We start from the raw sequence: 17,879 nt of genomic DNA, 5'->3' as shown, positions 1-17,879 counted from the left end.
TTAATAACACGGGTCTAACCTCTTAAATAGTAGAGTGCTGTACTTTCATTTTTTTAGAACGCCAGGATAGATTATGTGTAAAAATCTTTTTTCTGTTTTATTTTTAGTTTTTCTGGCTACAAAAAAATGAAATCATTTACCAAATGATTTATTTAAGCAAAAGGCTAATGACCTTCTAGAAGTAATTGAAAGTCGTGCCTTTCCTCATTCCTACTGATCTACAGCCTTTTATATACCAATACAAAGAAATACTCCAAATGAAAGAAGTAAATGGATATATTGTTCCTTTTAGAAATGGGACCTTCTAAATATTGCTGCTATTCAATTTTCATTAAATTTTCATTTAGATCTACATGATCCTTATAAGTATAACTACAATCGGTGATATGATCATAAAGGCTTAAAAACTTAGCAGCAGCTTTCTTACCTGCGGAGTCGTTATCCAGGTAAAGCAATACACTATCATATTTCGGTATTAAAGGCTCAATACGATCCACAAAAGCCAGGGAATTTAAAATGATATTGTCAGAATTGCGGACTAATTCTTCATCCATAGTAGCCAGGGAAAGAAAGTCAAACATACCTTCTGTAATTACCAATTGCTCGGAATCATTTCGGATAACTGTATAGGTTTTTGGGCTACTGGAATTTTTAAAGTACTTGTTTCTAAACTCCCAGCCTCCAGAATTGTTTTTGAGTCCAATGGCATAATATGGTTTGTTTTTCCACTCATACCAAACCTGGTAACAATAGAGCCTGGCTATATTTATTGGAATTTTACGTGATTTTAAATAGTAGAGCAGAGCAGGATGATCTATGGGTTCTACCCTTGTAATTTGAATTTTTGCTTTTTTAGACTGTTGTTTCCTTGGTGGACTATAAATGGGGTAGATGATATCTTGCTCTAAAAACAGTAAGGCTTCTTTAACTTCACAATTTTGGATATGACATATCAGATCAATTAAGCTTCCTCCTTTTCCTATTCCGAAATCATACCATCTGTTAAGTGTTTTAGAAACTTTGAAAGAGGCCTTGGTTTCTGACCGCAGGGGACTTAAGAACCATGCTTCTCCTTCCGAAGTCCTGCTGGGAAAGTGTCCTAACTTTGCGAGGTATTTGACGATGCAGATGTCGCGAGCTTTTTCACAACTCAATTTTTCTGTTTTCATCAGCATTCATTTTAGTGAATTTTAGTTCTGTTATAGTTTTGGTTTTTTACCCTTCTTATTACTGTAGCAGCCTTAATTTGTCATTAATGATCAAAGAATATAAGGAATTTAAACCTTTTTTTCAATAGCAGGTCCATTTTTATGAAACGATGACCACCCCCTCGAAACCCCGGGGACCCTGACGATTCCAGTCATTATGTGGTCATCAGTTCATCATTTGTTGCTGAAAACTTAATTTACCCAGCCTGATTGTTCCGAAAAATTTGAGTCCGAAACATTTTATTTATTGAATTAAAAAGTTCAGAAGACAAATACGGAGCCTATCAGATAGAACCAGAAGAGTTATAGAACTGGTGATGGGAGTGGTTCAAAATAAGAATCTTAATTTACTGAATTTCCACCCTAAAATTTATAGCCCTCATTATAGTTTAGTATATTTTGGAATCCATTAAAAATACGGATATGAATCTAATCCATTGAAGGTTAATGAAGTAGAAGCTATTCAGAAAATGATCGAATTAAATGTGGATGGAATTATTACCGATTATCCAGAGCTGAATTATAAAAAATTGATATCTGGGAAGTAGTATTTATTATAGTTTTAAAATTTCATATAAGTTAAAATCGATTTAGAAGGGTCTATTTACAGTGTCAGCTGCTTTAGCTCAGGGTTAGTTTCATCAGAATATCGGTTTGAGCATCATTTCCAAGTTTAAAGATATGCTTGTCAAATATTACAAATCCGTTTTTTTCATAAAATCGAATTGCTCTTTGGTTTTTTTCCCAAACACCCAACCAAACATAGTCTACATTTTTTTCTTTAGCCAATTCAATTGCTTTGTCGTAAAGAAATTGTCCAACTTTTTTACCGTGAAATTCTTTTAACACGTATATCCGTTCAATTTCAAGTGCATTCTTGTCTTTAATTTCTGTTTGGGATTGCCCGGTATTGACTTTTAAATATCCAATTACATTTTGATTAAGTTCAGCAAAATAAAATTCAGCATTTTTATCCGTCAGTTCTTCTTTTAGTTTTTTTGGTGAAAATCCGTCCTCTAAATATCTCTCCATATTTTCTGCGCTATTTTCTGAAGCGAAAGTTTCAGAAAAAGTCAATCTTCCGATATCTTGTAATTCATTTATATCGTTGGTTGTTACTTTTCTAATTTTTATAGATTGCATTTTATTATTCTCTGTGTTCCATTCATAATTTAGCCAATCGTTATTTTTTTTGAGCTCCAAGTCTTTCATAAAATTTTTGACCACTTTTGTTCCAGGACGCAACCGTCCATTTAATTTGAGCACAATCATTTTTTATCGCTTCTTCTTTTAGTGCAAACATTAATCTTTCACCAATTTTTTGACCTCGATAATTTTCGTCCACGTACAATTCTTTCATATAAATTGCAGGTCTGTTTTGTGCTGTAAACGGTAAATAATAATAAACTAAAATCCCGGCGATATTATGTCCTTCTTCGGCTACGAAGCAATAAAAATCTGGAGGATTTTTTTCAAACCCATTTTTCCTTACTATGTCGCATGTAATAGCAAATGTGTCGAAATATTTTTCGAAAATGGCTAACTCCTTCATTAGCTCCCAAATTTTTTCACTGTCTTTTTTCACAGCTTTTCTGATTATCGTGTTCATTTTTTCTGGATTTTAGACAAAGGTCTGAATCAACTTCAAGAAAAAATTTTACAAATGATAAAAAATGAGGTGTATTATATAGTTGCTCTTATGCGACTTAAACTGACCTGCGTTACACCTAAATACGAAGCGATGTGCTTTAGCTGAACCCTTTGAATTAAGTGTGGATAGTTTTTTAAAAGTTCTTTATACCTTTCTGTTGCCGTCCCGAACTGTCTTGACATAAGTCTTTCTTCTGCTTTTAGAAGGTGTAATTCGGCGAACTTTCTGCCCCAGTTTGCAATTTCTATATTCTCATTAAATAGCTGTTGCAAGTTTTCTATATTTAATTTGTAGAGTTCACAGTCTTCTAGCAGTTCGATATTTTCGTAACCTTTTTGGTTAGCTATATAACTTTCCATTGAAATAATTGTATCCCCTTCTTTTCCAAATGAAAATGTAATTTCATTGCCATCAATAAGAAAGAAAGTTCTTGCAATTCCTTTTTTGATAAAATAGATTTGTTTTTCAATCCTGTCCGCTAGTAAAATTCTGTGATATTTGGGAAAACTTACTTTAACAATTTTCTTTGTGAGTGTAAGTCGGGAGGGCTCCGAAAGTGGATATACTTTGGCGAGTATTTGCTCAATATTCATGGATTGCTAAGTTCAGTTTAGAAATTACAGTTAATGACTGATTTAAAAGCTAAAATACTTTTTTACAAGAATTTTAACTGGGATAAATTCAAAATTCATAAATTCTAGAACTAGAAGTATTTTACGAGGGTGCGTATACACTCGTAAGATGCATTTCGTTCACTGTACAACGGTGTGGGCACTCATTTGTTCTAATAAGGCTATATAAAAGATTAGGGCTAATTAATTTCAGGATGTCTTGACCTTTGCAAAAAAGGAGAGACGCCTATCGGATGGCAAAAAATGTTTGAAATCCAAGGTTTTTCCTGATGATGGAAGTATTCTCTGATATTATTGAAGCATCTGGATTATAATAGGCTCTGCCGCCTTTTACCAGGTTGTATTTCTTTATGTCATAGATATTAACAGCTGCAAATTTTAACCTCCAATACTCCGTTAGCTCTTTGTGAGACAACCTTGATTTTTCAATATCATGAATAGATTTTAGACTATCTACTCCCTCGTCTTTATAGTATTGGATGTTATTCAGTACTTCCTCTCTGTTGGAGAGAAAATTAATTTGGCTATTGTACCGATCGGAAAAAACGCTCTATAAACTATTAGATTTTGGACTAAGTGCTCCTGCCAGGACTAAGTTGGTTACTAAATCAGGATGTTGTTTTGTGAACTCCATCCCAATCAAGGTTCCCATGGAATGGCAAGAAAGTTTGACCTTTTCCAATTTCAATGCTTTGGTTAACTCAAAACAAGTCATTCATATTTTTTGAAAGCTAAGGTTTTCTTTATTGGTCTGGGATAATAAGGACCCTCTTTAGTCATATAAAACAAAATGAAATTTGTTATCTAAACCTTTTATGGCGTCCATCATATAATCTTGATTGGCACCATCTCCACCGTGGATTACAATTAATTTATTTTTTCCTGATCCGATTTCTTTTACATAAATTTCAACGTCTTCTCGTTGTAAATACCATTCTGAATAGTTCCTGTCCTGTGCCAATAGGAATGTTGCCTGAAATGAAATAAGAATAAATATTATAGATGCTTTCATACTTATGGTTTTCACAATAAAGACGATAGTTTTAGATACTATCTACATAGTCAATAGAATCTATTCTATACAGTTAAATGCTTATAAAACCCTAAGTTATAATCTAATAAAAAAGCCACCCCTTTGTAGAGTGACTTTCATCTTAAGCTAATCAAATTTAAAATTAATCGGAAATCATATGATCAAACGGGATGTATTCCAACTGAATTATAGATGATTCTGCATCCATAACTTCTTGCACAGCTTTGTTGTAATCTGCATTAGAATTTATTACCACTCCATTACGATGCATTTTAAGGGTAGAGAAAAACTTAACTTCAAACCATACTTTATCCAATATTTCCGCTTCTTCGTTGCTCAGTTGGTTCTCCCCGTCTATCAATCCATTCATATGCTTTCGGGCAATATCTTTTATTTCTGTAGCTGCTTTGTCATTAGTAGGCATGTTACGTAAGGCCCCAATTACAAAAATGTTTTTCCCGTAATGTATTTCTTCGATGTATTCATTTCCGTACTTCAATTCAAAAAGGGAGGGGTTTTCTTCCATTTCCTTATCCAGTGCCTGTCTTTCTTCAAAAGGAGGTAGAAAGCTGCCACTACCTTCAGTGTTCTGGTAGCTTAAAACTAAAGCTTCATCTTCGGTAACGGGATATTGCTCAATAATCGACTGGTATACTTCTGAGCTTACAGCAAATTCCGTTGCAAATTTTGGCACGAATTCAGCCCCACCAGGAATGTGGTATCCGTAATAGTTTCGGTAAGGTTTCAGGTATTCAATAGGATCTGCATTGTTTTCCCAAATAGTGCTGGTAAAAAAAGATGAACGTATTTGACGATAATATCCTTCGGTATCAACAAATGGGTTTGCCATTGGCGCCCGGTTACCCGTCAAGATTCCGTTACCAAAATTTTCCAGGTTACTATATTCCTCTTCCAGTACGGTTTCTCCATCCTGGACGATAGTAACCTTCTTGGTTCCTGCGGTCCTGTTATAAACAGTAGTACTGGTTGCGCTATTATCGGCCGAAGTAAATTCCACAGTAGCCAATTCACCATCGGTGTAGGAATGCACAGCAGTTCCTTTTTGGCTATAAACCTTCTTTGTTGAAGGCAGCCCACTTTGATATACAGTTTCAAACCAAACATCTCCTTCAGGAGTGTAGTATTTAGACCCGAGGGGCTTATTGTCTTCGCTGCGGTTTACTTCCATATATAAATGTTGTTGCGGATAGCTGGAATATACTTTCGCCGATTTTATATAACCGTTTTCATAATATTCAAATTCATTTTGAGGCACAGTTTCCTCTAAATGAATATTATTATACTGGGCTTCTTTGATCCATCCATTGGAATGCTGGCTTATTACCTCAAAAGAAGTATCGGATTCTATAGAATAATCGGTTTGAGGAATAGTGTCATCTTTTTGACAGGAAGACAATAAAACGGTAACCACAAGAAGTAAAGACAGAGAAATATTTTTATGCATTGGACTGGAATTTAGTTGTGAAAAATCGGGTGGTGAGAATTATGAGTTGATTTATAAAAATGGAACGAAACATTGATTTAATTTTTCCCGGTAGTTAAATGAATCTTCGCTTTTTCCATTTCTGCTTTTTTCACCTTATCGGATAGAAAAACACTAAAAATGGAAAATATTAATCCCAGGAATAGGGCTATGTATTGTAAAAATGTATGGTCAGATAGAATAGTGGATCCAAGTGCTGTAAGCATCATCCCTATAACAAGGAGCGGGGTTCCATTAATCTTATACATCGCTAAAAATACATTTTGAGGATATAAGTAATAAACGCTTACTTTTTGTTACATAATATTTGTTTTAATTATCTCAGGATTTTTCGACCTACAGGCCTAATCAACACAGATCCCCTCTTTGGTATTGTGAAATTATTATTTCTTAATACTTGCATTTTGCGATGTAGGACGAGCAAAAATGAGTAGCAAGAGGATGCCGGGTAAAGCGGAGTTACATTTTTTAAAGCATTATTTTTAGTGCTTTAAAATTTTTTTCAGTTTGGGTTTTGTAGGAATTTGCGTCAAATGGCCTGGTAGCCGCATAAACAGGCTTGAATTTGTGATAATTTAATATTTGGTTACTCCCATCAAATTCTTATATGATCAAAAAATTATATAATTATTTTTTGTCCTTCATCTGGAAATATTGAATAGAGAGCATATACTTTCTATGTTTTTGGAAACCAAGTTTTTTAGAATATCAAGGTATAAGAATAAACTTTGGTTCGTGATTCAAGGGTATACATTTAAGGAAACCCGATGTTTATGATTTTTTTTACCCCGAACCTATATAACATTATCCATCTTTGATACTATATTACTCAAGAATGGATGTAAAGTTGTTGAAGTGAGCAAGAATTTACAAATTTATTGCTTTGATCATATACCTCTCTTAAATCAATTTAATGAAGCATAATTCTATCGTTTTTATTCTTATTGTCTTTTTTTCATTTCAAATGCTAGGACAGGATAAACAATTTACCCGTGCCGATACACTGCGAGGTAGTATCACCCCCGAAAGAGCCTGGTGGGACGTGCTGAGATACGATATCGAGGTTACACCCTCTTTTGAGAATAAATATACTTCTGGCTTTAATAAAATAACCTATCAGGTAGTCCAGGAAAACCATCCCAACCTAATGCAGATTGATCTGCAAAAACCTTTGGTAATTGATAGTATTATTCACGATAAAAAACAAGCATTGGCTTTTACCCGGCAAGGAAATGTCTACCAGGTTAAAACCCCTTCTCAAAGGATGGGATCTGAACATGAGGTGAAAATATATTTCAGCGGTAAACCCCATGAAGCCATACGTCCCCCATGGGACGGTGGCTGGACATTTACAGAAGATGAAAAAGGAAGACCTTGGATGACGGTGACCTGCCAGGGGCTTGGGGCATCTATATGGTATCCAAATAAAGACCACCAAAGTGATGAGCCGGATAGAGGTGCATCGCTGACTATGCGTGTGCCTGGAGAATTAATGGCCATTGCCAATGGTCGCATGTTAGATAAAACTGAACATAATGATGGTACAATTTCCTATAAGTGGGGAGTAGAGAACCCCATTAGTAATTATACCATAATACCGTATATAGGACATTATGAGAATTTCGCTGAAGTATATAAAGGTATACAGGGAGATTTAGATTTAAATTACTGGGTCCTGGATTACAATTTGGAGAAAGCCAAAAGTTATATGCCTAGGGAGGTGCATAATATGCTTGATGCCTTCGAATATTGGTTTGGGCCCTATCCCTTTTATGAAGATGGTTTTAAGCTTGTGGAAACCTCAAACACAGGCATGGAACATCAATCCAATATCTCTTACGGGAATTATTATTCAGGAGGATACAGAGGAAATGACGGCTCCGGTACAGGACTTGGATTAACCTGGGACTTTATTATTATACATGAAAGTGGACACGAATGGTTTGGGAATAATATTACCACAAACGATCTGGCCGATATGTACATCCATGAAAGTTTTACCAATTATAGTGAAACGTTATTTATGGATTACGTTTACGGAGAGGAAGCCGCTAATGATTATAATTATGGAACCAGGAGCGGTATCCAAAATAAGGAACCGATTATTCCTTCGTATGGTGTAAATGCAAAAGGGAGTGGTGATATGTATCCAAAAGGTGGGAATATGCTTCATAGCATAAGACATAGTATGGATGATGACAAACTCTTCAAAAATATCCTCACAGGTTTGAATATGACTTTTCATAATAAAACCGTAGATGGAATAGAAATTCAACGCTACATTTCTGAAAAATCGGGCTACGATTATTCTAAAGTTTTTGACCAATATTTAACGACCACTGATATCCCCGTCTTACAACTCTATGTAGATGCTCCCAATAATAAAATGTTTTACAGGTATACGAACTGTTTAGAGGGTTTCAATCTACCATTAGTTCTAAAAGGTACGCAGGAACGAATTAAAATTATTCCATCTACAGAGTGGCAAAGTGTGGATGTTCAAAACAGGAGCCAATATCTTTTTACCCCATGGAGAATAGAACACAAGTATTATATAGATGTAGAATTAGTTAAACAAATGGAAGAATAGATGTTTTCAACAACAACATATACTACGAGACGAGAAGCCTTAAAGAAAAAAATGAAATCTGGAATCCTGATTTTTCCCGGAAATAAGGAAACAGGTATGAATTATAAGGATAATTGGTATCCATTTCGACAGGACAGTAGCTTCCTTTATTATTTTGGAATAAACCTTCCTGATTTATACGTCATAATTGATCTCGATGAAGGAAAAGAAATACTTTTCGGGGATGATTTGACTCCTGAAGATATGGTATGGGTAGGAGCCAGTGAACCCCTGGCTAACCAAGCTGAAAAATGTGGTATTAAGGAGGTGCAACCAACCTCCAAAGTGAAGGATGTTATTCAGAAAGCAAAACAAAATGGACAAACCTTACATTATTTGCCGCCTTACAGAAGTAGGGTGACAATCGAACTAAGTGAACTCTTAGGCTTTCCAGTATCTACAATAGGAAGAAATTATTCTATTGAATTTGTAAAAGCAGTGATTGCCCAACGTTCTATTAAATCTTCCGAAGAAATAAAAGAGCTACATAAAGCAGTAAATATAACAGCATCAATGCATCGTCATGCGATTAAAAATACCAAACATGGTGTTACTGAAAAGCAGATTGCAGGGGAGCTACAGGCAATTGCTATTGCCGGGGGCGGGAATATTTCTTTTCCTATTATTTTAACAAAGAACGGGCAATACCTTCACAACCACGCCACCCAGGCCCGTGTAGAAAATGGCGATATTGTTTTATGCGATTGTGGTGCTGAGACTGAGATGGGATATGCCGGAGATATGACCAGGACGTTTCCCGTGGCAGAAAGGTTTACCGATATCCAACGAGAAATTTATTCCATTGTTCTGGAGGCACACGAATCAGCTGCTGCCGCATTAAAACCGGGATATCGATTTAAAGATGCCCACTTACTGGCTTGCACTCGAATAGTAGAAGGGTTGAAAGGACTGGGGTTGATGAAAGGTGATACAGAAGAAGCGGTAAATGCGGGGGCACATACATTATTCTTTCAATGCGGGTTAGGACATTTTATGGGACTGGATGTGCATGATATGGAGAATTTCGGGGAACAATTAGTGGGTTATAATGAAGACTTGAAAAAAAGCGAAGAATTTGGTTTAAAATCACTTCGATTGGGCAAGGAACTGGAGGCTGGCAATGTACTTACGGTAGAGCCAGGAATCTACTTTAACCCCTTCCTTATAGACTCATGGAAAGCGAAAGGGAAATATACGGCTTTCGTGAATTACGATGAGGTAGAAAAGTTTAAAACGTTTGGGGGAATGAGGGTGGAAGAAGATTTTTTAATAACCAGTGGAGGAAAAGAATTATTAGGGGATCCCTTAGCCAAAACAATAGAAGAAATAGAAGAGCTTAAAAATGCTTAAAATATCGAAAATAATATGACCCACTTTTCCTCTTTTAGATATTTCCATTTTAGCCTTTTAATCCTGGCATTTTCCTTTTCAGGAATTACACAGGAACTCCCAGAATGGCAGCGCCTGGACATATTATCTGTAAACACTGAAGAACCAAGGGCAAGTTTCCATTATTACAATTCAGAAAAAGAAGCACTAGGTGGGGATTATAAAAAATCTGGGAATTACAAAAGTTTGAATGGAACCTGGAAGTTTAATTTTGCTGAAGTACCAGAAAATAGACCCCAGGATTTTCACAAAACTGATTATAATATTTCCGATTGGGACGATATCCAGGTTCCCGGAGACTGGCAATTGCAAGGTTATGATTTTCCGCTGTATGTAAGTGCAGGTTTTACTTTTGATATTGATCCGCCTTTTGTGGATAACACCTATAATCCTGTGGGATCCTATAAAAGAACTTTTATTCTGCCTTCAGATTGGAGAAAGAAGGACGTTTTTATTCATTTTGGAGCAGTTAATAGTGCATTCTATGTTTGGATTAATGGGGAAAAAGTTGGTTACAAAGAAGGTACAAAAACCCCGGCAGAATTTAACATCACGGATTATTTGCAGGAAGGAGAAAACAGTATTTCCGTAGAAGTATATCGTTGGTCTTCTGCAAGTTATTTGGAAGATCAGGATTTTTGGAGATTGAGTGGAATAGAGCGCGATGTATATCTTTTTACTACTCCTGAAAATCGAATTCAGGACTTTTTTGTAACACCTACTTTGGATAAAGTTTATGACAAAGGAATCTTAGAAGGTTACGTGGTAATCGATGCTGAAAAACGTAAAAGTAAACTCCAGTTGGATATAAAACTCTGGGATGGTAATGAACTAATTTCAGAAATAAAAAAAGAGGTTAAAAATGCGGAAGATGATACCCTTAGATTCGAGGCTTCAGAATTAAATATTAAACACTGGACCGCTGAAACGCCAAACCTTTACCATATAAGTCTATCAATCAAGGAAAAAGGTGAAACGGTAATGGCTACTTCCACTAAAATTGGTTTTAGAACTTCAGAAATAAAGGGAGGCCAGCTTTTGGTAAATGGTAAACCAATTTTACTCAAAGGCGTAAACCGACATGAGCACGATCAACATACCGGACACGTAATTTCTAAGGAATCAATGCGTGAGGATATCAAACTTTTTAAACAATATAATATTAATGCGGTTCGAAATTCGCATTATCCGGCCGATCCATACTGGTATGAACTCTGTGATGAATACGGGATTTATATGGTTGATGAGGCGAACCTGGAAAGTCATGGGTTTGGTTATGATGAAGATAAAACCCCTGCCAATAAGCCAGAATTTGAACCGATGCACCACGATCGTATTAACCGTATGATGCAGACCAATAAAAACCACCCTTCGGTAATCATTTGGTCTATGGGGAATGAAGCAGGAGACGGGCCGGCTTTTATTAAAAATTATAAGTGGTTAAAAAAGAATGATCCCAGCAGACCTGTACAATATGAGCGTGCTGAACGCGGTGAAAATTTTAAAGAACCGCATACCGATATTATTCCTTGGATGTACGCAAGCCTGGATTTTATCAAAAACAGTTATCTGGATAAATATCCAGAACGACCCTTTATTTGGTGTGAATATGCGCACGGTATGGGCAATAGTACCGGAAACCTGGTAGATCTTTGGAATTTTGTATATGAGCATCCCCAAGTTCAGGGTGGATTTATTTGGGACTGGGTAGATCAAGGTTTGTTAAAAGAAGATGAGAATGGGAATGAATACTGGGCTTACGGTGGCGATTTTGGACCAGATCATTACCGGAACGATGGAAATTTTGTAATCAACGGTTTAGTAAATCCTGACAGAACACCCCATCCAGCCCTTTACGAGGTGAAAGATATTTATCAGGATATTGACGTTTCCTTAAAAGAGTCTCAAGGAATAAAATTCACGTTTGTGGTTAAAAATCGTTTCTTTTTTACCAATCTGGAGAATTACGAAATGAGTTATGAGCTTTTTGAAGATGGGCAGTTGATTAAGTCGGGAAATGAAAATTTTAATTTAGGTCCCCAACAAGAAACAACTAACCAATATGAATTAGACCTGGAGAATGAAGATTCCGAATATTTCATCAATTTCTATTTTAAAACCAAAGAAGCAAAAAACATGGTTCCGGAAGGACATGCGGTTGCCAGAAAGCAAATAGTGCTTCAGGAGCGGAAAGAGGTAGCTTTAGATGTTGATTCAGGAGAATTGAAAACAAAAAAAGAAAAATCTCAATTTGTGATTAGTAATGATAGTCTGGAAGTGAAATTCGATAATGAAACGGGAGTTCTTTCAGCTTATACTTTTAAAGGAAAAACCTTAATTAAAAAAGGACCACAACCTGATTTCTGGCGTGCACCTACAGATAATGATTTTGGGAATAATTTTCCAAAAAGGTCAAATGCCTGGAAATCAGATACTCAAAATCCAAAATTATTGAAGTTTAAAGTGGATCAAACTGAAGATGGGGTTGAAGTAAAAACGAGTTATCAATTAGATTCGGTTTCTTCAACAATGAATATCGACTATAATATTTATGCTGACGGAACAATAAAGGTTAATAATCAATTCGAATTTGATGGTGATACAGGGAAATTAACCTCCCTGCCAAAGTTTGGGAATTCGATGATACTTCCTTTAGACTTTAAGAATGTGAAGTGGTATGGTCGTGGTCCACATGAAAATTACTGGGACCGTAAAGTTTCGGCTTTTTTAGGAGTTTATGAGTCTGATGTGGATGACTTGTATGTACCCTACATACGTCCACAGGAAAATGCTTACCGCACAGATAATCGCTGGATAAAATTAATCGATGCTTCAGGAAGTGGAATCGAGTTTATAGGTATCCCGGAAGTTTCTTTCAGTGCCCTTCGTAATCCGACTTCAGAATTTGATCCCGGGGTAAAAAAAGCACAGCGACACACTACAGATATTATACCTCGAGATCAAATTCACCTAAATATCGATTACAAGCAAATGGGTGTTGGTGGTGATAACAGTTGGGGGGCAGAAACCTATGAGAAGTACCAGCTAAAACCACAAGATTACAGTTACAGTTATTATATAAAACCTGTTGTTAAGTAGTTGATGACACTTTTAAGAAGAAATAAAAATAGACTGGTATTGACATAGTTTCTTCTTAAAAAAACTATGATTCGTCAGCATATAAAATAAGCCATCACTTATAAATTTGTATAAATGAAAAATAAGTTAACTCCCCAACTAATTATATTTTTATTATTTATTCCATTTTCACTGGTTGCCCAGCAAAATGATTCTCTACTAAGCCTGGAACGTATTTACGCTTCTGGTGAATTCAAAAGTGATTATCAACGTCCTATCTCCTGGATTGAAAAGGGAGATGCCTTCGTAACTATCGAAAAAAGTGAAGCTGGCATGGATGAACTTATGAAATATGATAGTAAGAATTATAAAATCAGCCTCTATCTTTCCGAAGATGAATTGATCGTAAACGGGGAAAATCTAAGTATTGAAGATTTTTCATTGTCCCCCGATGGGAGTAAAGTAATGATTTTCACGAATTCCAGCCGTGTATGGCGTTCTAATACCAAAGGGGACTTTTGGGTGTATGATTTTGATACCCAAAAACTAAAGCAATTAGGGAAGGGATTCCCTTCTTCCACTTTAATGTTTGCTAAATTTTCTGAAGACAATAAGTTTGTGGCTTATGTCCAGGACTTCAATATTTATAAGGAGAATTTTCAGACCGGGGAGGTGACACAACTAACCAAAGATGGGACTGGAGATATCATTAACGGTACTTTTGATTGGGTTTACGAGGAGGAATTTGGAATGCGGGATGGTTTTAAGTGGAGCCCTGATGGCTCAAGAATTGCATTTTGGCAACTCGATGCTTCCGAGATCGGTACTTTTTATATGATCAATAATACGGATTCAGTTTATTCCGAACCAATTCCCGTACAATATCCCAAAGCCGGATTTGACCCATCTTCGGCAAAAGTAGGCTTGATCAACCCGAAGACTTCCGAGGTGAAATGGATCCCCGTCCCTGGAGATCCGGTTCAGCATTATTTACCGGCTATGCAATGGGTAAATGACGACCTATTGCTTATCCAGCAGATGAATAGGAAACAGAACGAACTAACTATATATACTTATAAACCCTCTTCTTCTGATTTAAATAAAGTTTACACCGAAACTGAGGATACCTGGGTAGATCTAAGGTATCCTGACATTTCTTCGAACCAATGGGGTAAAAATAACCAGTTAATCGTCGAGAATGGAAAAAGTTTTTTACGAATGACAGAAAATGATGGATGGCGGCATATATATAAAATTAATCTGGAAACAGGAAAGAAAACACTCTTAACCCCGGGAGAATATGATGTGGCTGCATATTACCATACCGATGGTAAAAATCTATACATAGTAGCTTCTCCTGATAATGCTACCCAGCGCTATTTATATAGTGTTCCACTAAATGGTGGCGGGAAGCTAACAAGGATTTCTCCGCCAGAATTTGAAGGGGTAAATACTTATGATGTTTCTCCAAACGGCAAATTTGCCATTCATAAATTCACCAATGTTAATACGCCAAATAGCGTAAGTCTAGTGAATCTTCCAAAGCATAAAACGATTAAGGAGTTAGTGGCTAATAAGCATTTAAAAGTTAAACTTAAGACTCTGGTTTTACCTGAAACTACTTTCTTTAAGATGACTACCGAAGAAGGTATTGAAATGGATGGAAGGATGACCAAGCCTATGAACTTTGATGCTTCAAAAAAATACCCGGTTCTATTCCATGTCTATGGGGAACCCTGGGGCGTGGTGGCAACAGACCAATGGGTTGGTTTGTACGAGATTTTTATGGCGCAACAAGGCTTCGTAGTAATTAGTATGGATAACCGCGGCACCCCAACTTTAAAAGGAAGCCAATGGAGAAAAAGTATTTATCAAAAGGTGGGAATAATAAATACCAATGACCAGGCATTGGCTGCACAAAAAGTATTGGAGACTTATGCTTTTTTAGATAAAACTCGCGTTAACGTATGGGGATGGAGTGGAGGAGGATCTATGACCCAGAATTTATTATTTCGTTATCCTGAAGTTTATCAAACAGGAGTTGCGGTAGCCGGTGTTGCCAACCAATTATTTTATGATAATATTTACCAGGAACGTTATATGGGGCTACCTAGTGAGGATAAAGAGAAATTTATTGAAGGTTCTCCAGCTAGCTACGCGAAAAATTTGGAGGGAAATTTACTGCTAATCCACGGAACCGGGGACGATAATGTTCATTATCAGAATATGGAATACCTGGTGAATGAATTGATAAGGAATAATAAGCAATTTGATATGATGGCTTATCCAAATCGTTCACATGGGATTTATGAAGGTGAAAATACTTCGTTGCATTTGTATACTTTAATAACCAACTACTTTTTAAAACATAACGGACTTAAATAAGCATTTTAAAATTATTCTTACGTGTTTGTTTTTTGGAATTTTTATCTGCTTAAAACGCGATAAAGGTGTTGAAACTGAATTCGCCGAAAGAAATGGATTCAGGAATAAGCCGGGAAAGTACCCGTTAATTATGATAATGAAACACCTGCATATAAATATGGTTTTTCCTAACATGGAAATTCTGAGGAATAACCTCGTTATTACGCCAGACCTCATAGGGAATACATGGAATTTTTTGGTTTTACCCTTTTGGTATGGGGAAAATTGAAAGAAATATCAAAATGCATAGGGGTAAAATACTCATTTAACTACTACCACTATAGATTTGTTTCTTAGAGAAATTTTGAATTTCTCCAGGAAAGTTTTTAATAATAAAAGAACATGTAGTCCTATTCCAATGTTATATTTAAAATTATAGTGGCCTGTACAGAGTTGCCGGGTTCATATTCATATACCAGTGCCTGCTTTATGGTATAAGAATCTCCTGTAATGGAGTGGCCGGGATACTGTCCTACATTAAAGCTAAAATTTGATTCATCAAATTCTGAAAAAATAACGGCTTGGTCTCCCCAGTTAATTACATCTCCTGAAGCATCAAACCAATATCCGTAGCCATTAGCTGTTTTATTATTGTTCAGGTTTCCAGAACTCTCTACAGCATAAAACTGAATATCATTTCCTATTTGCTGGGTAATTTCATTGGGCTGTAACAAGAAAGAATTAGCAATAGCATTAGCGTCAATGTTAACGGTGCCTCCAGTATAGGCTTCTGTATTTACAGGGAAAGAAATATCGTAAGTAAGGGTTAAATCTTCCCGTTCTGCGTCTTCAGGAAAATCTACTACGCCAAGAATATTAGTTTCGGAAAATGCAACGCTATAAGGCCATTCATCATCATTGCTATTGTCATCATCCCAGGCGTGAGCCGAATATTCTGTTGGTGCACCAGTTACCACAAACCATAAATTAGTACAATCCTCTGGAATGAGAAAGTTAACTTCTGCAGTTGTTCCCTGATTCATTTCACCGTATACTCTGGTTCCATCTTCCCGTAATGCTACAAATCCATATCTCCATCCTGCAATCGACGCATCTACTGTATTAAAACCCGTTTGATTTGGTAAACCGGTAAAATCGACTGTAATTTCAGTACCTGCCTTAGGAACATTTAAGGGGATAACGTTATACCCAGTTGTTTGCGGAGCGAACTCTGGACTTACCATATGGCTGCCGTCTTCGAGACTGGTATATCCATATTTATGATTCCCTATATATTCTTCCCCCAATTCTCGCAACTCATCTATATCCCATGTTGTAAGCTTGGTAGCTGCATCATAAATTTCATCGTTAAGTTGTTCCGCACGAATTCCGGTAAGCCTCATATAAACTTCTATAGGGTCTTCCGGTTCTTCGGCTTCTTTCCATAAACGGCCTATGAAATCTTTACCATGCAGGGACGTCCAGTAATAATGAATAAAATAACTGGCATAGCGATAATTTTCGTGATGAATATGCGTGTTATAATTCTGAATATATACATCAAAATCATGCGCAGTAAACACCTGATCTGGATAGGCTTGAAATGCCTGCCACTGAGCTGTTTGTTCCCAAAATGAATTTCCGCCGTTTCCCCCAAAACCGTAACGAAATCCGTGGCCATTCTGTAAGTCAGAATAAACCTGGTATTGAAAACTATGTCCAATCTCGTGTGCAATAGTATGGCCAACAGGTTGACAAGTGTTGGGGCTTACCCATAGTGCGCCGATGGTATCATCGTATCCAGCTCCGGTTGCCAGCCATTCCTCCTGATGAAATAGGAAAATCATCATTTTATATTCGTCAAGCTTGGAATTTCCGGTTCCAACTTCAGCAAACTTTAACTCTACGATATTTAAATCGTAGAATAATTCTGACTTTTCTAAAAGGTCATCAATATCTACGCGGAATTGTTCAGGAATATTTTCAGACCCAGGGTTTTCGTCGCCATATTCCGCACCCCAAAAAACAATAAAATGTTCAGATTCCTGACTCCTGTTATAACTCCACGTACTGGCATTATCATCAAAATCCATATCCCTAAATTCATTTGGGATGTAGATTTTAAGGTCACCTTCAGGATCAATTTCGTTATTTTCTTCTTCGGAATTTTCCTTGTCATCATCATTTTCAACAAATGAATCATCAGAGGAACAACCTGAGACAAAAGTATATAAAAAGAAAAATAATAGAGTATTTTTGGTTAAACGCATAAGATTTAATATAAATTTAGTTAAATAACTAATCAATATTAAAAATAGTTAGAGACTTAAGCTCCTACTATATATTCTTATTCTAAGATTAAATTACCATGTTAGGTAAATGAAGGGGAGT

Annotated in this window: 13 protein-coding genes; 4 read left to right on the top strand and 9 right to left on the bottom strand. The window is 36.3% G+C overall.

Features of this window, described 5'->3' with window-relative positions; translation table 11 throughout:
• Nucleotides 1-317: 317 nt before the first annotated feature.
• The 8 genes from B5X53_RS00830 to B5X53_RS00800 all read right to left on the bottom strand — a co-directional run bounded on the left by B5X53_RS00830 (nt 318) and on the right by B5X53_RS00800 (nt 6,276).
• Nucleotides 318-1,169: a toprim domain-containing protein gene (locus tag B5X53_RS00830; RefSeq protein WP_079711709.1), complete on the bottom strand. Its 852-nt coding sequence runs from the start codon at nt 1,167-1,169 to the stop codon at nt 318-320.
• A gap of 660 nt (nt 1,170-1,829) precedes the next feature.
• Nucleotides 1,830-2,351, bottom strand: coding sequence for a GNAT family N-acetyltransferase (locus B5X53_RS00825; RefSeq protein WP_079711708.1), 522 nt, complete (start codon nt 2,349-2,351; stop codon nt 1,830-1,832).
• A gap of 40 nt (nt 2,352-2,391) precedes the next feature.
• Complete coding sequence (locus B5X53_RS00820; protein WP_079711327.1) at nt 2,392-2,817, bottom strand: GNAT family N-acetyltransferase; 426 nt, start codon at nt 2,815-2,817, stop codon at nt 2,392-2,394.
• A gap of 74 nt (nt 2,818-2,891) precedes the next feature.
• The gene (locus B5X53_RS00815) at nt 2,892-3,452 is read right to left on the bottom strand and encodes a Crp/Fnr family transcriptional regulator (protein ID WP_079711326.1); all 561 of its coding nucleotides are present in this window, start codon (nt 3,450-3,452) and stop codon (nt 2,892-2,894) included.
• A gap of 589 nt (nt 3,453-4,041) precedes the next feature.
• A complete protein-coding gene (locus B5X53_RS19570) occupies nt 4,042-4,206 on the bottom strand; it encodes an alpha/beta fold hydrolase (RefSeq protein ID WP_143533227.1) in 165 nt (54 codons plus the stop codon).
• A gap of 57 nt (nt 4,207-4,263) precedes the next feature.
• Nucleotides 4,264-4,503, bottom strand: coding sequence for a hypothetical protein (locus B5X53_RS00810; protein ID WP_079711325.1), 240 nt, complete (start codon nt 4,501-4,503; stop codon nt 4,264-4,266).
• Between the two features lie 163 nt (nt 4,504-4,666).
• On the bottom strand, nt 4,667-5,989 hold the full coding sequence (locus B5X53_RS00805; RefSeq protein ID WP_079711324.1) for a hypothetical protein: 1,323 nt from the start codon (nt 5,987-5,989) through the stop codon (nt 4,667-4,669).
• Nucleotides 5,990-6,066: 77 nt separating this feature from the next.
• Nucleotides 6,067-6,276: a hypothetical protein gene (locus B5X53_RS00800; RefSeq protein ID WP_079711323.1), complete on the bottom strand. Its 210-nt coding sequence runs from the start codon at nt 6,274-6,276 to the stop codon at nt 6,067-6,069.
• A gap of 665 nt (nt 6,277-6,941) precedes the next feature.
• Here B5X53_RS00800 and B5X53_RS00795 point away from each other — a divergent pair.
• The 4 genes from B5X53_RS00795 to B5X53_RS00780 all read left to right on the top strand — a co-directional run bounded on the left by B5X53_RS00795 (nt 6,942) and on the right by B5X53_RS00780 (nt 15,509).
• Nucleotides 6,942-8,618: a M1 family metallopeptidase gene (locus B5X53_RS00795; protein ID WP_079711322.1), complete on the top strand. Its 1,677-nt coding sequence runs from the start codon at nt 6,942-6,944 to the stop codon at nt 8,616-8,618.
• Nucleotides 8,619-10,007 carry an aminopeptidase P family protein gene (locus tag B5X53_RS00790; RefSeq protein ID WP_079711321.1) on the top strand — a complete coding sequence of 463 codons (1,389 nt, stop codon included), beginning with the start codon at nt 8,619-8,621 and terminating at the stop codon, nt 10,005-10,007. It abuts the gene before it with no gap.
• Nucleotides 10,008-10,022: 15 nt separating this feature from the next.
• A complete protein-coding gene (locus tag B5X53_RS00785; protein ID WP_079711320.1) occupies nt 10,023-13,145 on the top strand; it encodes a beta-galactosidase, LacZ type in 3,123 nt (1,040 codons plus the stop codon).
• Between the two features lie 114 nt (nt 13,146-13,259).
• Nucleotides 13,260-15,509, top strand: coding sequence for a S9 family peptidase (locus B5X53_RS00780; RefSeq protein ID WP_079711319.1), 2,250 nt, complete (start codon nt 13,260-13,262; stop codon nt 15,507-15,509).
• A 389-nt stretch (nt 15,510-15,898) separates the two neighbouring features.
• Here B5X53_RS00780 and B5X53_RS00770 read toward each other — a convergent pair whose 3' ends face one another.
• A complete protein-coding gene (locus B5X53_RS00770; protein WP_079711707.1) occupies nt 15,899-17,758 on the bottom strand; it encodes a DUF4859 domain-containing protein in 1,860 nt (619 codons plus the stop codon).
• Between the last annotated feature and the right edge of the window lie 121 nt (nt 17,759-17,879).

It is taken from the genome of Salegentibacter salinarum, assembly GCF_900168115.1.
Taxonomy (GTDB): domain Bacteria; phylum Bacteroidota; class Bacteroidia; order Flavobacteriales; family Flavobacteriaceae; genus Salegentibacter; species Salegentibacter salinarum.
This window is presented reverse-complemented; position numbering and strand designations above follow the sequence as displayed.